A 21,059-nucleotide genomic window follows, 5' to 3' on the forward strand; every position below is an offset into this window, starting at 1 on the left:
GCGACAAACCCGTCGCTCTCATGCCCCATGTTGAACGTCTGCTCTCGTTAGAAGCTGACGTTCAGCGTTTGTCCAAGCGGCGTCGCGGACACAGAAGCTGGCTGATTGCGGACTGGCAGCTCTCGGAAATCCATACTAAACAGCAATCGCGATGTCCCCGACCTTCGCCAGCTGAAGCACGTCCGAGAATGAATCCAGGCGATGAATTTTTACTCCGATGATCCAGAACAAGAGGCCATATTTCAGAGGCTTCGTGCGGTCGGGGGGCATCCGCAAATTAGAGAAATTCATGCTCAAGTGGACCTGATTGCTGGTTACCGACTATCTCAGGCTGAGCGTGCGCCATATCTTAAATTTCATGATTTCATCACAAATCCACAGCCCTCTTTTATATCAACCTGGCGAGCCGATCCTAAATTAGGGCGATGGTATCATCGACTTGTCAACGGCGTGCTTGGAGATGTTCAATCCACGTTCGGATGCGTCCTTTACCACGTTACGAATATCCAGAGGATGGAGTCAGCGATTGAGGGCGTAATTGCGAAGCTGGATAAGTCGATTCTCGGAAATGTAACCGTGGGCGGGGGAGATACTTCAAAGATAAACTTTGAATACCAAGCATTTATATTCGCGTATCGACGTGTACTTGACTATCTTGCGAGAGCTTTGGCGTCGTATTTTCGTATAGACTGTAACTCATTTCGTACGTTTGACAGATCCTTAAAGACGACGATTTTTCCGTCTGTGTCTGCCGCTCTTGTTGAGGTTCATCGCACCCGCCTCCCCCTTTTCGATTTTGTGGCTTCGGAGGGAAATCGAAAATCCGTTCGCGACAAACTGGCTCACTATGAGGCAATTAGTGCTGGATTTCTCAATCTTTCCATTCGAAATGGGCAGCTCGTTGGAGGAGGGGAAGAGTTGGGGTTAGCAACCGGTCATACGATTTCTCTGTCCCATGCTTTGGATCGACGGGTTCAGGATCTGCGAGAGACGGTCAAAGATTTCCTGTACACATTTGTTTCAGAAGCTCGAAAGTTGGAAGCGCAGCCATAATGCTAGGTAGTGCGGCCGCCTTAAGGATTGTTGTCGCGGTGGGTAAACGTCCAATGGTGGGCGCAAAGGCGCCGATTTCGCGATCTGAACGGCGGGTTTCGGAATAAGCGGCCGTTCACATCACATCCGTTGAACGACCAACTCTGGCCGCAAACGGACAGCCAACCAACGCCAAACGGCGTATTGCCGTAAGCAGTCCCCCCAGCCACGCTGCTTCCGCCACCAGCGGAGGGACGCCGGAATGAACCGAAGACAAGCCTGCACCGGCCTCGCCCTCGCCGTGGCAACGCTCGCGGCCAGGCCAGTCTTTGCGGCGGAGGCCATACCGCCGCTCGTGCCCGCCGGTTTCCGCGTGCCCACGCACGTCGAGGGTAAGGGCTCCAGGCTCGTCCCGCTCGGCCCCGCGCTCGTGAAGGTCGATTACGACGCCTACATGTCCTCCATCGAACACCTGCAACGGACCTTCACCCGCAGCACCGCATGGCCCCATCCCGGCATCACCGCCGCCGAAGCCATGGTCGACATGGAGACGGAGCAGGCACGCTTCGCCGCGCGCAAGTCGTTCGCCTATGCCGTTCTCACCCCCGATGGCACGCGCGAGCGCGGCTGCGTCTACGTCCAGCCGAGCCCCGTCGCGGCCTATGACGCCGTGGTCCGCATGTGGGTCACCAAGGCCGAATACGACGCCGGCTTCGACGCCGAACTCCATGCATGGGTAACCGGATGGATCGCGCGCGACTGGCCCTTCGCCAAAGTCGCCTACCCCGGCCGCACGACAGGCTGGCAGGAGTGGGATGCGCTCGCGGCCGGGCAGTAAGTCCACCGGCTCCCCGCGCCGCTGCCCCCTCACACCCCGGCATTCCTTGACTCCCGCCCGGCATCTGCCAGCCTCGCCAGGAACTCGATCCACAGGGGGTGATCGTGGCCGCGCAGACACTCGATGAGCGAAGACTTGCCCGCCGCGCCGTGATTGCCGCGACCACAGGCAACGCGCTGGAATTCTACGATTTCATCACGTTCAGTTTCTTTGCCATCCAGATCGGCAGGGTCTTCTTCCCGTCGGAGGACCCTTTCGTCAGCCTGATGGCCTCGCTCGCCACGTTCGGAGTCGGCTTCATCGGCCGCCCGCTCGGCGCATGGGCCATCGGCGCGTGGGCGGACCGGCACGGGCGCAAGCCGGCGATGCTGCTCAGCATGACGCTGATGGGCATCTCCGTCGCGGTCCTCGCGCTCACGCCGTCCCATGCCGCCATCGGCGCCGCCGCCCCGGTCATCGTCGTGCTGGCCCGGCTGGTCCAGGGCTTCGCGCTCGGCGGAGAGGTCGGCTCGGCAACCACCTACATGATGGAATGCGCCAGCCATGATCGCCGGGCCTGGGCGATAAGCTGGCAAGGCGCCAGCCAGGCCATCGCATCTTCCGCCGGATCGCTGGTCGGCCTCGGCCTCAGCCTTGTCCTGACGCCGGACCAGCTGACCGACTGGGGCTGGCGCGTGGCCCTGCTCGCGGGGACGGTGATCGTGCCGTTCTCTCTCGTCATCCGCCGGTCGCTTCCCGAAACGATCGATGCGCCCGATCACGTGCCCGCCGGGCACATCCCGCCCGGCGTGTGGCGGACGGTCGTGCTGGGCATGATGATGGTCTCCGGGGCGACCATCGCAACCTACCTGTTCAATTACATGGCGACCTATGGCCAGAACACGCTCGGCTTCACGGCCAGCGTCTCGCTGGGCACGACGCTGGCCGTCAACGTCGCGCGCTTCGCCGCGATCCTGCTGGGCGGCTGGCTCAGCGACCGCTTCGGGCGGCGTCCCCTGATGATCCTGCCCTGGGCGGTCTTCGCCGCGGCCATCGTGCCGGCCTATGTCTGGCTGACATCGGCGCACGACGCCTTCGTCTTCATCGCGGTCAACACCGCGCTCGCCTTCTGCTCGACGGTGCCTTCCGGCGCTGTCTACGCCGCGATTGCCGAAAGCCTGCCCAAGGCCAGCCGCGCGAAGACCTTCGCGCTGGTCTACGCGCTGCCGGTCACTTTCCTGGGCGGATCGACGCAGTTCGTCATCACCTGGCTGCTCAAGGTCACCGGAGAACCCATGGCGGTCGCCTGGTACATGCTCGGCGCCGCGCTCCTCGCGCTTGCCGGGATGGTTCTCGTTCGCGAGAGCGCGCCCTCCCGCCTGCGCGCCTCTCCGGCCTGACCGGACCGGCCTGACGAAAGCGCTGTCCTACAGGGCCGGCGAGGGATTACACCCTTCCCGCTCCTTGAACCTTGAAGCCACCGATCCCCGCGCGAAAGGCCGCCGTGCGCCTGTCGCCGCCACGGGCGGATTTCTTCCTGCGAGGGGGGCCGCGTCTTTCTCTCTGGACCGTGTAAACCCCGTAAACCTGTTCAGGAAAACGGCGCTCCAACCTGAACGCGATCAGTAGAGCAGGAAGCGCTGCCGCTCCTCGATCCAGGCCGCTTCGTCCGCCCCGGCCATCGAATCGAGATCGCCCGCCTCGCTGCCCATGTCGTCCACCCACTCGCGCAGCGCGGGACCGCCGTTGATCACGTCGATCGCCAGCTTGTCGAACACGTACTCGTAGGGGAAATCGCGCCAGATCGGGTAGTCCGGCCAGAGCCGCCGGATCGCCTTGAACGCCAGCGCCTGCAAGCGCCACGGGCGGAACGCGTGGTGATCGTAGAACGCGCCCTCGGCGTGGATCATCAGCGCGCTGCACAGGCTCTTCGCGTGCTTGTGGAAGGTCGGCTCGAACCAGCACTCGCGGATCGCGCAGCCTTGCATCCACTGCGGCGCGAAGCCGCGCATTTCGGCCAGCACCGCCCTGGCGTCCACGTCGGGCGCGCCGAACAGCACCTCGAGCGGGCGCGTGGTGCCGCGCCCTTCCGAAAGCGTCGCGCCCTCGATCATGACCGTGCCGGCATAGGCCCGCGCCATGTTGAGGCTCGCGGCATTGGGCGAAGGGTTCACCCAGATGCGGCTCTCCGGCCAGCCCCAGCCCGGACCCTCGCCGGGAGTCCAGCCTTCCATCGCGATCACGCGGTAATCGACGTCGAGCTTGAAGTGCTCGACGAACCAGGCGCCCATTTCGCCCAGGGTCATCCCGTGGCGCATCGGCATCGGCCCCGCCCCGACGAAGCTTTCCCAGCCCGGCAGGAGCGTCGTGCCTTCCACCGGACGGCCGGCGGGATTCGGGCGATCGAGCACCCAGACCGCCTTGCCCGTCCCGCTCGCTGCTTCGAGCAGATAAAGCAGCGTCGTCACGAAAGTGTAGATCCGGCAGCCAAGGTCCTGGAGGTCGAACAGGAACACGTCGGCGCTGTCCATCATCCGCGCGGTCGGGCGGCGGACCTCGCCGTAGAGGCTGAACACAGGGATGCCGTAGGTCGGGTCCAGCTCGTCGGCGGTCTCGACCATGTTGTCCTGCTTGTCGCCCTTCAGCCCGTGCTGCGGCCCGAAGGCGGCGGCAAGGCGAACCTCGGGCAGCGCGGCCAGCGCGTCGAGCGAATGGACGAGGCCCTCGGTCACCGAGGCCGGATGCGCGACGAGCGCGATACGGCGGCCTTCGAGCGGTTTCCTGAGAGCGGGGTCGGCGAGCAGCCGGTCGATGCCAAACTTCATGCCGCGTTCGCTGCCGCAAGCCGGACGGCGAAGCAAGCGTCGTGATGGAAATCGGGCCGGGCTGCGCCATGCGCGATGGCCCACCAGGACTTGTGCCCGCCCTCCTCCTCGATCACCGCCGTCAGGCCATAGCGCCACGGCAGCGGCGGCAGGGCGGCAGCCGGCAGCGCGACGTCGAAGATCAGCACCGACTGTCCTCGGCGCGGCGTGCAGACGGGATCGCGCGGCACCTCGCGCTCTGCCATGCCCTCGCGGTAGGCGACAAAGTCGTAGGCGGCCCAGCGCTGCGACGGGGAGAAGTTGAACTCTGCGTAGCCCGAGCCCCCGTCTGGCCGGACGAACAGCTCGAAGCAGGTCGCCTGCCACAGCCCGTCGGCACGGCCCTTGCCCGCGAAGGGCGGCAGCACGAGACGCTGCGCGCCCTCCACCCGCCAGCGCAGCGTCAGCCAATGCGGATCGAGCGCAAGCATACGCGCCTCCACCCGCGTCACACCCAGCGGCGGGTTGGCCGGATGAGGCAACAGCTCATGCGTTTCCAATCGCGAAACTCCGTGCTAGTCGCGCCATCCCGACAAAGGTGGCCGAGATGACCGAATACGCTTCTTCCCTGCTGCGCCTGCTCTCGGAGCGGGGCTACATCCATCAGATGACCGACGCCGACGCACTCGATGCGCTGGCGGCGAAGCAGGTCATACCCGGCTATATCGGCTTCGATCCGACCGCGCCATCGCTGCACGTCGGGTCGATGGTGCAGATCATGCTCCTGCGCCGCCTCCAGCAGGCCGGGCACAAGCCCATCGTGCTGATGGGCGGCGGCACCGGCAAGATCGGCGACCCGAGCTTCAAGGACGAGGCACGCAAGCTGATGACCAACGACGTCATCGCGGCCAACGTCGCCTCGATCAAGACCGTGTTCGAACGCTTCCTGACCTTCGGCGACGGCCCGACCGACGCGGTCATGGTCGACAATGCCGACTGGCTCGACCGGCTTGAATACATCCCGTTCCTGCGCGAGGTGGGCCAGCACTTCTCGGTCAACCGCATGCTCAGCTTCGATTCGGTGAAGCAGCGCCTTGACCGCGAGCAATCGCTCTCGTTCCTCGAATTCAACTACATGATCCTCCAGGCCTACGACTTCCGCGAGCTGTCGCAGCGCCACGCTTGCCGCCTGCAGATGGGCGGGTCGGATCAGTGGGGGAACATCGTCAACGGCATCGAACTGACCCGCCGCATGGACGGCGTGGAAGTGTTCGGCGTGACCACGCCGCTGCTCACCACCGCCGACGGCTCCAAGATGGGGAAGACCGCCGCTGGTGCTGTCTGGCTCAACGAGGATGCGCTCCCGGCCTGGGACTTCTGGCAATACTGGCGCAACACCGATGACCGCGACGTGGGCAAGTTCCTGCGCCTGTTCACCGACCTGCCGCTGGACGAGATCGCCCGCCTCGAAGCGCTCGAGGGCAGCGAGATCAACGCCGCCAAGGTCGTTCTGGCCAACGAGGTCACCAGACTGGTGCGCGGCGAGGAAGCAGCAAAGGCTGCCGAAGCGACCGCGGCGGCGACCTTTGCGGGCGGCGGCCTCGGGCAGGATCTGCCGACCCTTTCCGTCGGCGAATCCGAGATCGGCATCGTCGATGCGCTCGTCGGTCTGGGCTTTGCCGCCAGCCGTGGCGAGGCCAAGCGGCTCGTCGCGGGCGGCGGCGCGCGCGTGGATGGCGAGCCAGTGACCGACGAGGGTTTCCGCATTCTTGTGAATGACAAGGAAATTCGCGTTTCTTCCGGCAAGAAGAAGCACGGCATCCTGCGCAAGGCCTGACAGAGGCAGATTTCGCAAGACCGGCAAAAAGGTGCCGCCAGCCGGCACCGTTTGTCCGTAAATTTACGAATTATTCGCCAATCTGGAGGTATATCCCCTGGCACACCAACTCGTGCGCCAAAGGAGGAACGATGCGCGGCGGAGCACAGCTTTCAGTCACCGACCTGCGTCGTTCGACCCGTCATCCGGTGAACCTGCCGGTGATCGGCGAACATCGCGTGCATGGTGACGTCATGCTCCACATCGCGAACATTTCGACCACCGGGTTCATGGCGCAAGGCGTCGGCGAGCTTGGTCGCGGCGAACGAGTGACCGTGCGCCTGCCCCAGATCGGCCGGATCGAGGCGTTCCTCGTCTGGACCGATGGCGACCGCGCCGGCTTCCAGTTCGAGCGGATCGTGCGCATCGACGACTTCAACAAGATGGTCCGCTCGCTCCAGCCCGCACCCAGAGCACGCAGCGCCGGCTGACCGGCGAGCGCCGGGACAGGGCCAAGTCTTGCGGCCCAGGTCTTCTGAACCAAGTCTTCTCCGGCCACCGCAAATTTTGCTTTCTTGGCAAGCGCCCGCGCGGCTGGCATTGCGCGAGACGTGACCACTTCCGCGCCAGTTCCAGCCTCGCCCCTCGCCATTCCGGACTACCGCCGCTTCTGGATCGCGCGGTTCTTCTCGGTCGTGGCGACTTCGGGCATGGTCGTCATTCTCGGCTACCAGCTCTATGACGTGGCGCGCGGGCAGTACGGCATGTCCATCGCGCAGGCCGCTTTCCAGCTCGGCCTGCTGGGCCTCGCGCAGTTCCTGCCGCTGTTCCTGCTGACACCGATCGCGGGCGTCATCGCGGACCGGTTCGACCGGCGCAACGTCGCGGGCCTTTCGATCTGCCTCGACCTTACCATCGCCCTGACGCTGGCGATCTGCACGGCGAACGGGGTGCTGTCGCTCCCGCTGCTGTTCGGCCTTGCCGCACTTCACGGCACCGCGCGAGTGTTCATCGGCCCCGCGCTCGCCTCCATTGCGCCAAACATCGTACCCGCCGAACTCATGCCAAAGGCCGTCGCGATCAATTCGATGGCGTGGCAGACCGGATCGGTCGGCGGCCCGGCAATAGCGGGACTGCTCTTTGCGGGGCACCCGGCACTGCCCTACTGGACGTCGACCGCGTTGCTCGCGCTGTCGGCGGTCTGCGCCTTCGGCATCCGCCGCCTGCCCCCGCCGCCCGGCAACCGCGACGTCCACCCGATCCGCCAGATCCGTGAAGGGCTGTCGTTCGTGTGGAACGACCGCTTCCTGCTGGGCTGCGTCACGCTCGACCTGTTCGCGGTGCTGCTGGGGGGCGCGACCGCGCTGCTGCCGGTCTTCGCCCGCGACATCCTGTTCATCGACGGACACCCGGTGGGCGCGGACGGCCTTGGCATAATGCGCGCCATGCCGGGCCTTGGCGCGGCGCTTGTCGCGTTCGTCCTCTCGCGCAGGCCCATCGCCACCAACGTCGGCAACAAGATGCTGCTGGGCGTCGTAATCTACGGCCTGTTCACCATCGGCTTCGGCCTTTCGTCGAACTTTTACCTGTCGCTCGTCATGCTCATGGGGCTTGGCGCGGGCGACATGGTCTCGGTCTTCATCCGCAACACGCTGGTCCAGTTGCACACCCCCGACGAAGTGCGCGGGCGGGTCTCGTCGATCTCGGGCCTCGCCATTTCGGCGTCGAACGAGCTGGGCGAGATGCAATCTGGCGTGGCCGCCGCGCTTCTGGGCGCCGTGGGCGCGGTCGTGTTCGGCGGGGTCAGCGCCGTCGCCGTGACGGCAGCATGGTTTTTCCTTTTCCCGGAACTGAAGAACGCGCGAACCTTTGCAGCGCGATACAGATCGGCCTAAACTCTCCAAACTCACCACAAGGAGCAAGCGACATGAGAGCGGAATCCATCCTCGCCACGATCGGCAACACCCCGCACATTCGCCTGTCCCGCCTGTTTCCCGACCACGAGGTATGGGTGAAGTGCGAGCGCGCCAATCCGGGCGGCTCCATCAAGGACAGGATCGGCCTCGCCATGATCGAGGCCGCAGAGGCCGACGGCAGCCTGAAGCCGGGCGGCACCATCGTCGAGCCCACTTCCGGCAATACCGGCATCGGTCTTGCCATGGCGGCGGCGGTAAAGGGCTACAAGCTCATCCTCGTCATGCCTGAATCGATGTCGCTTGAACGCCGCCGCCTGATGCTGGCCTATGGCGCGACCTTCGACCTGACCCCGCGCGAAAAGGGCATGAAGGGCGCGATCGAGCGCGCGAAGGAAATCGTCGATCAGACCGACGGCGCATGGATGCCGCAGCAGTTCGACAATCCGGCCAACGTATCGGTTCACGTCCGCACGACCGCCCAGGAAATCCTCAAGGACTTCGGCAGCGAACCGATCGACGTGCTCATCACCGGCGTCGGCACCGGCGGTCACCTGACCGGTTGCGCCGAGGAACTGAAGAAGCACTGGCCCTCGCTCAAGGCCTATGCCGTGGAACCCACCCTTTCCCCGGTCATCTCGGGCGGCCAACCCGGCCCGCACCCGATCCAGGGCATCGGCGCGGGCTTCATCCCCGGCAACCTCCACACCCAGTCGATCGACGGCGCAATCCAGGTCGACCCGGCGGACGCCAAGGAAATGGCGCGCCTTTGCGCATCGAAGGAAGGCATGCTGGTCGGCATCTCGTCCGGCGCAACGCTGGCGGCCATCGCGCAGAAGCTGCCGAGCCTGCCCGCCGGCAGCCGCGTGCTGGGCTTCAACTACGACACCGGCGAGCGCTATCTCTCGGTGCCGGACTTCCTGCCGGAGTAACGGACATGGCGGTCGACCAGGTCGACTATGCCGATGGCGAGGTGTCGCTTGCCGGTTTCCTCGCGAAACCGGCGGGCAAGCCCCGCGCGGCGGTGCTGGTCCTGCCGACCATCGCCAATTGCAACACGCCGATGATACGCCGCGCCCACATGCTGGCCGAGGCCGGCTATCTGGCGATGATCGCGGACTTCTATGGCGTGCAGGTGCGCGACTTCGACCATGCGCGCGAACTTGCGGGGCCGCTGCGCGCAAGCGCGGCAGGGTATCGCCAGCGCCTGCGGGCGGGCCTCGACGCGCTGACCGGACTTCCGGAAGGGCAAGGCCTGCCGGTCGCGGCCATCGGCTATTGCATGGGCGGGCAGGCCGCACTCGAACTGGCGCGCGATGGCGCGGACCTCGTTCTGGCGGCAAGCTTCCACGGGCTGCTCGACACGAAGGCCCCCGCCGGACCAGGTGCGATCAAGGCGCGCCTCCTCGTCTGCCACGGCGATGCCGACCCGATGGTCCCGCGCAGCCAGGTCATGGCCTTCTGGGAGGAAATGGACGCGGCCGGGGCGAACTGGCACTTCCACAGCTACAGCGGGGTGAAGCACGGCTTCACCGATCCGGGCAGCGACGCGCGCGGCATGGCCGCAATCGGTTACGACAGCAGCGCCGACCGCCAGAGCTGGGCCGCGCTGCTCGAACTGCTGGACGAAGTGCTGGCCTGAGCCACCACCTGCCCCCGCATGCCCGCTTTCGGGCTGCGTCTGGTCAATGCATCTCACCCCCGGATAGGGGGATCAGGCATCAGCAGCGCGCAGCCCGTCATGCGAGCCGATTTACCAGATCACCGCATCACGCGATGGCAAGTTGCTCCGGCGTCAGCGCCATGATCGTGTCGCTGCCCGCCTCGACCTGGCGGCGCAGGGCGCCCGCTTCGGTGGTGTAGCGGGTAGCCCAGTGGCGTGCGCAAGTCAGCTTGGCTTCGTAGAACGCCTTGTCCTCTGCCCCATCGGCAATGGCCGCGGCGGCGACCTTGGCCATGCGCAGCCACATCAGGCCGAGCGAGACGATGCCGGTCAGCGTCATGTAGGCATAGGCGCCCGCGCCAAGATTGTTGGGGTTGGCCATGGCGTTCTGCATGAACCACATCGTCGCGGCCTTCATCTCGCCGGTGGCCTTGGACAGGCGCTCGGCAACGAGCTTCACCGTCTCGTCGGCGGTCTCCTCGGCGCACTCCCCATCGACGAGCGCGAAGAAACGCTGCACCGCGCGGCCGCCGTTGAGCGCCAGCTTGCGGCCGGCAAGGTCCATCGCCTGGACGCCGTTGGTGCCCTCGTAGATCATCGCGATGCGGGCATCGCGGACGAATTGCTCCATGCCGTTCTCGGCGATGTAGCCGTGACCGCCCCAGACCTGCTGCATGTCGGTGGCGACCTTGTAGCCCATGTCGGTGCCGTAGCCCTTGATCACCGGGGTCAGCAGGCTGATTAGGTCATCGGCTTCCTGGCGCTCTTCCTCGGTCGCGGCCTTGTGCGAAAGGTCGACCTGGAGCGCACCCCACAGGCACAGCGCGCGCATGCCTTCAACGAAGGTCTTGCCGTCCATCAACATGCGGCGCACGTCGGGATGGACGATGATCGGGTCGGCCTTGGCCTGCGGATCGGCCGGACCGGTGAGCGCGCGGCCCTGGCGGCGGTCGAGCGCGTAGGCGAGACCGTTCTGGTAGGCCACTTCCGCCTGGGCGAGCCCCTGCATGCCGACGCCAAGGCGCGCCGCGTTCATCATGATGAACATCGCGGCGAGGCCCTTGTTCTCCTCGCCGACCATCCAGCCCTTGGCCCCGTCGTAGTTCATCACGCAGGTGGCGTTGCCGTGGATGCCCATCTTCTCCTCGATGGCGCCGACGGAGACAGCGTTCCTCTCGCCCAGCGAGCCGTCATCGTTGACGATGAACTTGGGCACGATGAACAGCGAGATGCCCTTGCTCGATTCGGGCGCGCCGGGCGTCTTGGCGAGGACGAGGTGGATAATGTTTTCGGTCAGGTCATGGTCGCCCGCCGAGATGAAGATCTTGGTACCGGTGATCGCATAGGAACCGTCGACCTGGGGCTCCGCCCGGGTACGGATCATGCCGAGGTCGGTGCCGCAGTGCGGCTCGGTGAGGTTCATCGTGCCGAGCCATTCGCCGGTCACCATCCTCGGCAGGTACTTCGCCTGCTGTTCGGGCGAGCCCTTGGCGCGGATCGCGGAGATCGCGCCGTTGGCAAGGCCGGGGTACATCGCGAAGGCCTGGTTGGCGGTGGCGAGGTACTTCTCCATGATGAAGCCCATCACGTGCGGCAGCCCCTGCCCGCCGAACTCCTCGGGCGCGGAGAGCGTGCCCCATCCACCCTCGACGTACTGGCGGTAGGCGTCCTTGAAGCCCGCGGGCGTGGTCACGCTGCCGTCGGGATGGCGAGTGCAGCCCTCGCGGTCGCCCGGCAGGTTCAGCGGTGCGATCACTTCGGAGACGAAGCGGCCGGCTTCCTCGATGATCGCGTCGGTCATGTCCTGCGTCGCGCTTTCGAAGCCGGGCAGGTTGCCGAACGATTCGAGACGGAGCAGTTCATTGACGACGAAGCGCGTGTCGCGCGTGGGGGCGTTGTAGACGGGCATCGGTCCTATCCCTTGCTGTATGTGTCCGGATCGCGGCCTTCGGACCGCTCCTTCTGGACGACGAGTTCGACGAAGCTGGTGAGTTCCTCGATCGTCGCGGCGATATCGGCCTGCTGCCGACGCAGGTTCTCGATCCGCTCGCGACACTTGGCGATGGTCACGCGGCGCTGTTCGGCGCGGCCATCGCCCATGTCGTAGAGATCGATCATGTCGCGAATCTCGCCGAGGCTGAAGCCGACGTTCTTGGCGCGCATGATCCACGCGAGCCGCGCGCGGTCACGCTTGGAATAGATGCGGGCGAGCCCCACGCGGGTCGGCGCGATCAGGCCCTCGTCCTCGTAAAAGCGCAGGGCGCGGGCGGTCACGCCGAACTCGTTCGAAAGGTCCGAGATCGTGAACTGGTCGCGCTTCAGCGCGTCAGGCTGATCGAGGTGCCCGGTGTGGTCGTGAGTCGTGGCGGCATCGTACTGTGACATGCCGATCTTGCTACCTGCCCCTTACGTAAGCGTCAATCGACGATGCGTTCGAGTTGGCCGCGATGGTCAAGACGGCGGTAGAAGCACGTCGGCGCAAGAGTATGGCACGCAGGGCCTGCCGCCTCGACGCGCAGTTCGAGCGCATCCTGGTCGCAATCGACGCGGATCTCGACGATCCTCAGCACGTGGCCGGAGCTTTCCCCCTTCATCCACAGGCGCCCGCGCGAGCGGGAATGGAAATGGGCAAAGCCGGTCTCGCGCGTTTTGGCGATGGCTTGCGCATCCATGTGGGCAAGCATCAGCAGCGCACCGGTGGCATGGTCGACCGCGACGGCGGTGACGAGGCCATTGGCATCGAACTTCGGCATGAATTCGGTGCCCTGCTCGCGGCGGGCGGTTTCAGTAACTCTGTCCAAGGAACGCAACCTTTCGATCCCGCATGGGGATTGCGGAATTGTTGCAGGATAACCACAGCCGATGCCAAAATCCACGCCGCCTGCAACATTCTGCTTCCGTCGAGGAGCTTAATGCACGATTAAGTGCGTGCGGTTTGAGGGAACCGCGAACTGAACGGCCAAGCCCGCAATCGGGACGGCAGTGCACGCAGCGCCAATGTTCAGGGACAACTTATGAGGGGCCGGATGGCAGCCTCGCAGCAGGCCTGCAAGGGGCCGCGCGAAGCAGCTTCCGGATGGTGAGGGATAGGCGGGATGGTCAGGGGGCCATCGGTATCGCGAAACGCGAACGCCCGCAGAGATCGTCACGAGGACGCCCGGAGCCGCTGGTTCCGGGCGTTTCCTTTTTCAGGCGCGCAATTCGCCGCCAGCGTCCGGCAACACCGCAGAAGCATCGCTCCTCGATGAACCGAGCGCCTCGTCAAGCACGCGAGCGAAACACGCGATTCGCACTTCGGCGACTCCTGCCCTGCGCAAGGCGGTGATGCAGGCGTTGGTAGTGGCGCCGCTGGTCATCACGTCATCGACCAGCAGGACCTTCGCCTGCCGCAAGCAGTCCGCGCGCCCAGGGTGGACGCTGATCGATCCGGCCAGCGCCCTCGCGCGCTTGTTGCGGTTCAGGCCCCCGAGCGATGGTGTCGCCCTGGTGCGCACGAGGCCGTCGACCAACAGTTTCTGTCCGGTCGATTCGGCCAGATGCCGCGCGAGCAATGCGGACTGGTTGAACCCGCGCTGCATCAGCCGCCAGCGATGCAACGGCACCGGCACGACCAGCCAGTCCCCCTCGAGCGCCGGGACGCGGTGGCCGATCATGCGCGCCATCATGGGAGCAAGCCCGATCCGCCGCCCATGCTTGAACGCCAGCACGAGCGCGCGCGAGGCATCGTTGTAGAGCGTTGCCGCCGCGATGCCTGAATGGCGGGGAGGGTCGGCCATGCACGGCGCGCAGACCAGTTCCGCGTGCGCATCGTCGCTACCGCCCATCGGGCGCTGGCACGAACGGCAGGCTACGCCCGATGGCGTCTCCAGCTTGTCCCAGCATGCCATGCACAGGCCGCCATGCGCGGCGACCGGCGCGCCGCACAGCGGGCAGCGCGGGGGAAACACGAAGTCCAGCACCGGGTCGAGCGCGGACAGCCAGGACATGCCCAGGGACATGGCATCGTTGTCGACAGCGCCTTGAGGCTTGGCAAGAGCGCCCCGGACAGGCAGGGCCCGGAAATGGCCACGTCACCCCCCACTATTTTCGCGCCGAAACGGCGTAATGCCGTCCGCCAGCGCATGGCCGCGCTCCAGGGCCGCCCCGACGCCGCACGCTACATCGCCGACGACATGGCCGACGATGTGCTCGACCGCCTGTCCTTCCTCCGCCACGAACCGCGCGAGGCGCTGGTCGTCGGAGACTGGACCGGCACGGTTCCCGGCGGGCTGCGCGCCACTGGGGCACAGGTCGAAGAGCGCGATCCCGCTCTCGGTACCGCCCTGCTCGACGAGGAAGCCCCCTACCCCGGCGACGACAAGTTCGATTTCATCGCCAGCCTCGGCACGCTCGACACCGTGAACGACCTTCCGGGCGCGCTGGTCCATCTCCGGCGCGCGCTGGCGGATGGCGGGCTGATGATCGCGAGCTTCCCGGGAGCCGGTTCGCTGCCCGCGCTGCGCGCCATCATGTTCGAAGCCGATGGCGAGCGCCCCTCTCCGCGCATCCACCCGCAAGTCGATGTCCGGGCTGGCGGCCAGTTGCTGCAACGCTGCGGCTTTGCCGACCCGGTGATCGACAGCCACCACATCGATGTGCGCTTCGGTTCGTTCGAGCGCATGATCGGCGACTTGCGCGAACAGGGGCTGACGAGCTGCCTCGCACGGCCCGGTGCCCCCCTCGGCCGGACAGCCCTCGCCCGCGCGCAGTCAGCCTTCGACGCGCGCCGGGACGCTGACGGCAAGGTGACCGAACGCTTCGAGATCCTGACCCTCAGCGGGTGGGCGAAACCGCTCCGCCCGCCGAAGTTCTGAGCCGCCCGAAGGCGGCTCCTGATCAGGCGAGTGCCGCTTGCGCCGCCGAAAGCCGGGCGATCGGCACGCGATAGGGGCTGGCCGAGACGTAATCGAGGCCGGTCTTCTCACAGAACGCGATGCTGGCCGGATCGCCGCCATGCTCGCCGCAGATGCCGAGCTTGATATCGGGACGGGTCTTGCGCCCGCGCTCCGCCGCAAGTTCGACAAGCTGGCCGACGCCCTCGATGTCGAGGCTCACGAAGGGATCGCGCGGGTAGATGCCCTGGTCGACATAGGGGTTGAGGAAGCGCGCGGCATCGTCACGGCTGACGCCCAGCGTCGTCTGGGTGAGGTCGTTGGTGCCGAACGAGAAGAACTTCGCCTCTTCCGCGATCTCGCCCGCCATGAGTGCTGCGCGCGGCAGTTCGATCATGGTGCCGACCATATATTCGAGCGTGCGGCCCTTCTCGGCGAAGACCTCTGCCGCCACCCTGTCGACCAGCGCGCGAAGGATCTCGAGTTCCTTCTTCGTCGCGACGAGCGGGATCATCACTTCGGGAATCGGCGCATCGCCGCTCTGTTCGGCAACGTCGCAGGCTGCCTCGAAGATGGCGCGGGCCTGCATCTCGTAGATTTCCGGGAACGTGATGCCGAGGCGGCAGCCGCGATGGCCGAGCATCGGATTGAACTCGTGCAGTTCGCCCGCGCGGCGTTTCAGATGCTCGATGCCGAGGCCGGTCGCTTCGGCCAGTTCCGCGAACTCGGTCTCGCCGTGGGGCAGGAACTCGTGCAGCGGCGGGTCGAGGAGACGGATCGTGACGGGCAGGCCGGCCATGACCTCGAAGATCGACTGGAAGTCGCTGCGCTGCTCGGGCAGCAGCTTGGCCAGCGCGGCGCGACGGCCGGCCTCGTCCTCGGCAAGGATCATCTGGCGCACGGCGCTGATGCGGCCCGCTTCGAAGAACATGTGCTCGGTCCGGCACAGGCCGATGCCCTCGGCTCCGAACTGGCGCGCGACCTGGCAGTCGAGCGGGGTCTCGGCGTTGGTGCGCACCTTCATGCGACGATGCTTGTCGGCCCACGCCATCAGCGTGCCGAAATCGCCGACCAGTTCAGGTTCGACCGTCGGGACCTTGCCGGCCATGACATCGCCGTTCGAACCGTCGAGCGTGATCACGTCGCCCTCGCGGATTTCGCGGTTGCCGATGCGCGCGGTGCGGCTGGCCATGTCGATCGACAGCGCCGAAGCGCCCGAGACGCAGGGACGGCCCATGCCGCGCGCCACCACCGCCGCGTGGCTGGTCATGCCGCCGCGTGCCGTGAGGATGCCCTTGGCGGCGTGCATGCCGTGGATGTCTTCGGGCGAGGTTTCCACGCGCACCAGGATCACCGCATCGCCGCGCTCGGCCTTGGCCTGGGCGGTGTCGGCATCGAACACGACCGTGCCCGAAGCCGCGCCGGGCGAAGCCGGCAGGCCCTTGGTCAGCACGTCGCGCGCGGCCTTGGGATCGAGCGTGGGGTGAAGGAGCTGGTCGAGCGCCATCGGGTCGATGCGCTTGATCGCGGTCGCCTCGTCGATCAGGCCTTCGCCGACCATGTCCACCGCCATCTTGAGCGCGGCCTTGGCGGTGCGCTTGCCCGAACGGGTCTGCAGCATCCACAGCTTGCCCTGCTCGACGGTGAACTCGATGTCCTGCATGTCGCGATAGTGCTTTTCCAGCAGCTCGAACACGGCGGCGAGTTCGGCGTATGCCCCGGGCATGGCCTCTTCCATCGACAGCGGCTTGGCCCCGGCACGTTCGCGCGCGGCCAGCGTCAGGTACTGCGGGGTGCGGATGCCGGCGACGACGTCCTCGCCCTGTGCGTTAACCAGCCATTCGCCGTAGTAGGCCTTCTCGCCGGTCGCAGGGTCACGGGTGAACGCGACGCCGGTGGCCGAGGTATCGCCCATGTTGCCGAAGACCATGGCCTGCACGTTGACGGCGGTGCCCCAGTCGTGCGGAATGTCGTTGAGCTTGCGATAGACCTTGGCGCGGTCGCTTTCCCAGCTGTCGAACACGGCGCCGATCGCGCCCCAGAGCTGTTCGTGGACGTCCTGCGGGAACGGGCGGCCGAGCTGGTCTTCGACGATGGACTTGTATTCGCCGACAAGCGCCTGCCAATGATTGGCGCCAAGTTCCACGTCGTTGAAGAAGCCATTGTCTTCCTTGACGATTTCCAGCGCGTCCTCGAACCGGTGATGGTCGAGGCCAAGCACCACGTCGGAATACATCTGGATGAAGCGGCGGTAGCTGTCCCAGGCGAAGCGCGGATCACCCGAACCGGCGGCCAGGCCTTCGACGGTCGCGTCGTTGAGGCCGAGGTTGAGCACGGTGTCCATCATGCCCGGCATCGAGACGCGCGCGCCCGAGCGGACCGAGACCAGCAGAGGATTCGCGGCATCGCCAAACGTGCGGCCTGTCGCCTTCTCGATATGGGAGACGCCCGCCGCAACGCCGGCGCGCAGGGCATCGTCGAAAGTCTTGCCGCTGGCATTGTAGGCCGTGCAGACTTCGGTGCTGATCGTAAATCCGGGGGGCACCGGCAGACCGATGCCCGCCATCTCGGCCAGGTTCGCACCCTTGCCGCCGACGATGGTCTTGTCCTTCGCGCGCGGTTCCGAAGAGGTGGCGCCGCCGCCGAAGTGGAATACGTATGCAGTCATGCCGAGACGAACTCCCTGAAACTCTCTCGTTCTTGCCGGGCGGACGGCCCGGAGTCGGGCCGACCCTTTAGCCTTCTATGCGCGAAAAGTCCGCAACTTTGTGCACCGCAGCACGGAACCGGTCGAGCAGGGCAAGGCGACTGGAACGCTTGTTAGCATCCGCATCATTGACCGTGACCTGATCGAAGAAGGAGTCGATGGGCGCGCGAAGCGAGGCGAGCACCCGCATGGCGAAATCGAAATCTTCACTTTCGACCGCACCACGTGCCGCTGGTTCTGCGTAGTCCAGCGCATCGACGAGCGCCTGCTCGGCAGGTTCGCGCTGGTAGTTGCATTCGGGGTGCGAGAACTGCGCGACGACGCCTTCCATCGCCGGATCGTCGACCAGCACCAGCGGATCTTCCTCGCCCGTCGGCGGAACCACGCCCTCGCCTTCGGACCCGGCGTTGGGGTTGGCGGCGAAGCCTTCCTTCTTGAGGATGTTGGCGGCGCGCTTGTAGCCTGCGAGCAGGTTGGTGCCGTCCTCGGTGCCGACGAAGGCCTGAAGCGCATGGACGCGGGCAAGCAGGCGGACGAGATCGTCCTCGCCTCCAAGCGCGAACACGGCATCGATCAGGTCGTGGCGGACACCTGCTTCGCGTTGCTGGACTTTGAGGCGGTCGGCGAAGAAGTCAGGAAGTGTCGTAAACACTGCCTTCTGGTTTGTTTGAAAAGCTTCATAGGAAGCTTCCGCCATGTCGTCAGAAACAAGCTGCTTTGTAAATGCGGCGAGTGCCTTCGCAATTGCCTCCCACATCGAGACGCGCAGTGAACCCCAGTTGAGAAGTTCGAGCACGCCAAGAGCTGCACGTCGAAGCGCAAACGGGTCTCGCGATCCTGTGGGGCGCTGATCAATTAGGAAGAACCCGACCAACGTATCCAGTTTATCCGCCAGCGCCACTGCCACCGTTACCGGCGCGGTCGGCACGTCATCGCCCTGCCCGACCGGCTTGTAGTGATCGCGGATGGCATCTGCCACGGCATCGGGCAGACCTTCGGCGCGGGCGTAGTAGCCGCCCATCAGGCCCTGGAGTTCGGGGAATTCGCCGACCATTTCGGTGACGAGATCGGCCTTGCACAGTTCCGCAGCCTGCCGCGCCAGAGCGGGATCGCAGTTCGGCACGATGCCTTCGCTTGCCAGCCACTCGGCCAGCTTGACGACGCGCTGAACCTTGTCCGCGACGGTGCCGAGCTTTTCGTGGAAGGTGATGCGAGAGAGCTTCTGCGCCTGTTCGGCGAGCGGCTTCTTCTTGTCCTGCTCCCAGAAGAAGCGGGCGTCGGAGAGGCGTGCCGCCAGCACCTTGCGGTTGCCGTCGACGATGGCGGCGCCGCCGTCCTTGGCCTCGATGTTCGCGGTGCAGACGAAGGCGTTGGCGAGCTTTCCGGCGCTGTCACGGCAGATGAAGTACTTCTGGTTGACGCGGGCGGTGAGCTGGATGACTTCGGGCGGCACGTCGAGGAACGCCTCGTCGAAGCGGCCGAGCAGCGGGACCGGCCATTCGGTGAGGCCCGCGTTCTCGATCACCAGACCTTCGTCCTCGACCAGCACGAGGCCAGCGGCCTCTGCCGCAGCCTTGGCCTTGTCGCGCACCATCGCCTCGCGCTCGACGTGATCGACGATCACGTGGCAGGCGCGGAGCTTGTCGGCATAGTCGTGCGCGCTGCCGATGGTGATTTCGCCCGGGCAATGGAAGCGGTGGCCGCGCGTGGCATAGCCGGACTTCACAGCCCCGATCTCGCACTCGACCAGATCATCGCCCAGGATCGCTACGATGCCCGAGAGCGGACGCACCCAGCGCAAGGACTCGGTCGAGAGCGAAGCCGCGCCCCAGCGCTGGCTCTTGGGCCAGGGGAACGCGCGGATGATCGCGGGGACTGCTTCCGCGAGCACATCCCTGGTTGCGCGTCCCGGCTTCTCCGTCACGGCAAACCATACGCCATCGCGCTCGGTCAACTGGTCCCTGGTCAGACCGGTCTTGCGCAGGAAGCCTTCGAGTGCCTGTTCGGGCGCGGAGGTGCGTGGCCCCTTTACTTCCTCGGACACGGCTTCCGTCGCCAGCGGCAGAGCGCGCGCGATCAGCGCGAGGCGGCGCGGCGTGGACCACACGGTCACCTCACCCGCCTTCAGGCCGGCGGCGTCAAGCTCCTTGCGGAACAGCTTTTCCAGATCGGCGCGGGCGCCCGCCTGCATGCGGGCCGGGATTTCCTCGCTGCGCAGTTCGAGAAGGAAGTCTGCGGTGGTCATGCTGCGTTTCCGTCAAGAGTCTCGTCACCCTGAACTTGTTTCAGGGTCCATCGCGCGGCCAGAGCCGAAGCTTTGCGCATGTGCGAGGCCGCGCCGATGGGGGAAAGGTTCAGCAACTGCGCAGGCTGCACCATGGATGCTGAAACGAGTTCAGCATGACGGGGGTGTGGGAGCGAAGGCTGGTTCACTTGCTCCACTCCGGATACCTGGCCGCCCACTGGTCGGCGAACTTGGCCATGTAGGCCTCGCACGAACCACGCGCGAGATCGCGGACGCGGCCCATGTAGCTGGCGCGTTCCTGCACCGAGATCACGCCGCGCGCCTGCAGCAGGTTGAACAGGTGGCTCGCCTCGATAGCCTGCTCGTAAGCGGCAATCGGCACGTCGTTGTCGAGGCTGCGCCTGCACTCTTCCTCGGCGCGGCGGAACCCTTCGAACAGGCTGTCGGTGTCGGCTACCTCGAAGTTCCACTTCGACATCTGCTTCTCGTTCTCGAGGAACACCTCGCCGTAGGTCACGCCGTGATTGTTGAAGGCCAGGTCGTAGACGTTGTCGACGCCCTGGATGTACATGGCAAGGCGTTCCAGGCCGTAGGTCAGTTCGCCCGCCACCGGCTTGCAATCGAAGCCGCCCATCTGCTGGAAATAGGTGAACTGGGTGACTTCCATCCCGTCGCACCACACTTCCCAGCCAAGGCCCCATGCGCCGAGCGTGGGAGATTCCCAGTCGTCCTCGACGAAGCGGATATCGTGGACCAGCGGATCGATGCCGATTTCCACCAGCGATTGCAGGTACAGTTCCTGCAGGTTCTCAGGCGAAGGCTTCAGGATCACCTGGTACTGGTAGTAGTGCTGCAACCGGTTCGGGTTCTCGCCATAGCGACCGTCGGTCGGGCGGCGGCAGGGCTGCACGAAAGCCGCGTTCCACGGCTCGGGCCCAAGCGCGCGCAGCGTCGTGGCGGTGTGGAACGTGCCCGCGCCCATGCGCATGTCATAGGGCTGGAGGATCAGGCAGCCCTGCTCGCTCCAGAACGCATGAAGGCGCAGGATCATGTCCTGCAGGCTGAGAGGCTTTTGCTGAATGTCGGCCATGGTCGCGCGGCTTTGGCCGATGAGCGCCGCCAAATCAACCGCCAAGCAGGGCCCGCGCCCCTTGCGAAGGCAAAGAGACGGGCGCCTTCATTCCTTCATTT

18 protein-coding genes are annotated in these 21,059 nt (G+C 65.6%); 9 read left to right on the plus strand and 9 right to left on the minus strand.

What is annotated here, in order from left to right:
* Positions 1 to 201: 201 nt before the first annotated feature.
* The 3 genes from SARO_RS21035 (at position 202) to SARO_RS10545 (ending at position 3,249) form a co-directional block, all read left to right on the plus strand.
* A complete protein-coding gene (locus tag SARO_RS21035) occupies positions 202 to 1,053 on the plus strand; it encodes a hypothetical protein (protein ID WP_143004955.1) in 852 nt (283 codons plus the stop codon).
* Between the two features lie 241 nt (positions 1,054 to 1,294).
* The gene (locus tag SARO_RS10540) at positions 1,295 to 1,870 is read left to right on the plus strand and encodes a hypothetical protein (protein ID WP_011445744.1); all 576 of its coding nucleotides are present in this window, start codon (positions 1,295 to 1,297) and stop codon (positions 1,868 to 1,870) included.
* 104 nt (positions 1,871 to 1,974) lie between these two features.
* Positions 1,975 to 3,249 (plus strand): MFS transporter, encoded by a 1,275-nt coding sequence (locus tag SARO_RS10545; protein WP_011445745.1) that lies wholly within the window; start codon positions 1,975 to 1,977, stop codon positions 3,247 to 3,249.
* A 222-nt stretch (positions 3,250 to 3,471) separates the two neighbouring features.
* On the opposite strand, the gene SARO_RS10550 is transcribed toward SARO_RS10545, so the two are convergent.
* Both SARO_RS10550 and SARO_RS10555 read right to left on the minus strand, forming a co-directional pair.
* The gene (locus SARO_RS10550) at positions 3,472 to 4,674 is read right to left on the minus strand and encodes an exo-beta-N-acetylmuramidase NamZ family protein (protein WP_011445746.1); all 1,203 of its coding nucleotides are present in this window, start codon (positions 4,672 to 4,674) and stop codon (positions 3,472 to 3,474) included.
* Complete coding sequence (locus tag SARO_RS10555) at positions 4,671 to 5,213, minus strand: DOMON-like domain-containing protein (protein ID WP_011445747.1); 543 nt, start codon at positions 5,211 to 5,213, stop codon at positions 4,671 to 4,673. The genes SARO_RS10550 and SARO_RS10555 overlap by 4 nt, the downstream gene beginning before the upstream one ends.
* Positions 5,214 to 5,260: 47 nt before the next feature.
* Here SARO_RS10555 and tyrS point away from each other — a divergent pair, with 47 nt between their 5' ends.
* From tyrS to SARO_RS10580, 5 genes are all read left to right on the plus strand, one after another.
* Positions 5,261 to 6,490, plus strand: coding sequence for a tyrosine--tRNA ligase (tyrS, locus tag SARO_RS10560; RefSeq protein ID WP_011445748.1), 1,230 nt, complete (start codon positions 5,261 to 5,263; stop codon positions 6,488 to 6,490).
* A gap of 131 nt (positions 6,491 to 6,621) precedes the next feature.
* Entirely contained in the window at positions 6,622 to 6,960 is a 339-nt protein-coding gene (locus SARO_RS10565; RefSeq protein WP_011445749.1) for a pilus protein PilZ, read from the plus strand.
* A 120-nt stretch (positions 6,961 to 7,080) separates the two neighbouring features.
* Positions 7,081 to 8,364 carry an MFS transporter gene (locus tag SARO_RS10570; protein WP_011445750.1) on the plus strand — a complete coding sequence of 428 codons (1,284 nt, stop codon included), beginning with the start codon at positions 7,081 to 7,083 and terminating at the stop codon, positions 8,362 to 8,364.
* A gap of 32 nt (positions 8,365 to 8,396) precedes the next feature.
* The gene (cysK, locus tag SARO_RS10575; RefSeq protein WP_011445751.1) at positions 8,397 to 9,314 is read left to right on the plus strand and encodes a cysteine synthase A; all 918 of its coding nucleotides are present in this window, start codon (positions 8,397 to 8,399) and stop codon (positions 9,312 to 9,314) included.
* A gap of 5 nt (positions 9,315 to 9,319) precedes the next feature.
* Positions 9,320 to 10,024 carry a dienelactone hydrolase family protein gene (locus tag SARO_RS10580; protein ID WP_011445752.1) on the plus strand — a complete coding sequence of 235 codons (705 nt, stop codon included), beginning with the start codon at positions 9,320 to 9,322 and terminating at the stop codon, positions 10,022 to 10,024.
* 127 nt (positions 10,025 to 10,151) lie between these two features.
* On the opposite strand, the gene SARO_RS10585 is transcribed toward SARO_RS10580, so the two are convergent.
* The 4 genes from SARO_RS10585 to SARO_RS10600 all read right to left on the minus strand — a co-directional run bounded on the left by SARO_RS10585 (position 10,152) and on the right by SARO_RS10600 (position 14,043).
* Positions 10,152 to 11,954 carry an acyl-CoA dehydrogenase C-terminal domain-containing protein gene (locus SARO_RS10585; RefSeq protein WP_011445753.1) on the minus strand — a complete coding sequence of 601 codons (1,803 nt, stop codon included), beginning with the start codon at positions 11,952 to 11,954 and terminating at the stop codon, positions 10,152 to 10,154.
* Positions 11,955 to 11,959: 5 nt separating this feature from the next.
* Positions 11,960 to 12,430, minus strand: coding sequence for a MerR family transcriptional regulator (locus tag SARO_RS10590; protein WP_011445754.1), 471 nt, complete (start codon positions 12,428 to 12,430; stop codon positions 11,960 to 11,962).
* Between the two features lie 32 nt (positions 12,431 to 12,462).
* Positions 12,463 to 12,798: a phosphoribosyl-AMP cyclohydrolase gene (gene hisI, locus SARO_RS10595; protein WP_011445755.1), complete on the minus strand. Its 336-nt coding sequence runs from the start codon at positions 12,796 to 12,798 to the stop codon at positions 12,463 to 12,465.
* Between the two features lie 435 nt (positions 12,799 to 13,233).
* Positions 13,234 to 14,043: a ComF family protein gene (locus SARO_RS10600; RefSeq protein WP_011445756.1), complete on the minus strand. Its 810-nt coding sequence runs from the start codon at positions 14,041 to 14,043 to the stop codon at positions 13,234 to 13,236.
* Positions 14,044 to 14,106: 63 nt separating this feature from the next.
* On the opposite strand from SARO_RS10600, the gene SARO_RS10605 reads away from it, so the two are divergent.
* Positions 14,107 to 14,898 (plus strand): methyltransferase domain-containing protein, encoded by a 792-nt coding sequence (locus SARO_RS10605; RefSeq protein ID WP_011445757.1) that lies wholly within the window; start codon positions 14,107 to 14,109, stop codon positions 14,896 to 14,898.
* Positions 14,899 to 14,920: 22 nt separating this feature from the next.
* Here the strand turns inward: SARO_RS10605 and ppdK are convergent, their stop codons facing one another.
* The 3 genes from ppdK to SARO_RS10620 all read right to left on the minus strand — a co-directional run bounded on the left by ppdK (position 14,921) and on the right by SARO_RS10620 (position 20,958).
* Positions 14,921 to 17,584, minus strand: a complete 2,664-nt coding sequence (gene ppdK, locus SARO_RS10610) for a pyruvate, phosphate dikinase (RefSeq protein WP_011445758.1) — start codon at positions 17,582 to 17,584, stop codon at positions 14,921 to 14,923.
* A gap of 67 nt (positions 17,585 to 17,651) precedes the next feature.
* Positions 17,652 to 19,868, minus strand: a complete 2,217-nt coding sequence (gene glyS, locus SARO_RS10615; protein WP_011445759.1) for a glycine--tRNA ligase subunit beta — start codon at positions 19,866 to 19,868, stop codon at positions 17,652 to 17,654.
* Positions 19,869 to 20,052: 184 nt separating this feature from the next.
* Complete coding sequence (locus tag SARO_RS10620; RefSeq protein WP_041551030.1) at positions 20,053 to 20,958, minus strand: glycine--tRNA ligase subunit alpha; 906 nt, start codon at positions 20,956 to 20,958, stop codon at positions 20,053 to 20,055.
* Between the last annotated feature and the right edge of the window lie 101 nt (positions 20,959 to 21,059).

This window comes from Novosphingobium aromaticivorans DSM 12444 (assembly GCF_000013325.1).
Classification (GTDB): Bacteria; Pseudomonadota; Alphaproteobacteria; order Sphingomonadales; family Sphingomonadaceae; genus Novosphingobium; species Novosphingobium aromaticivorans.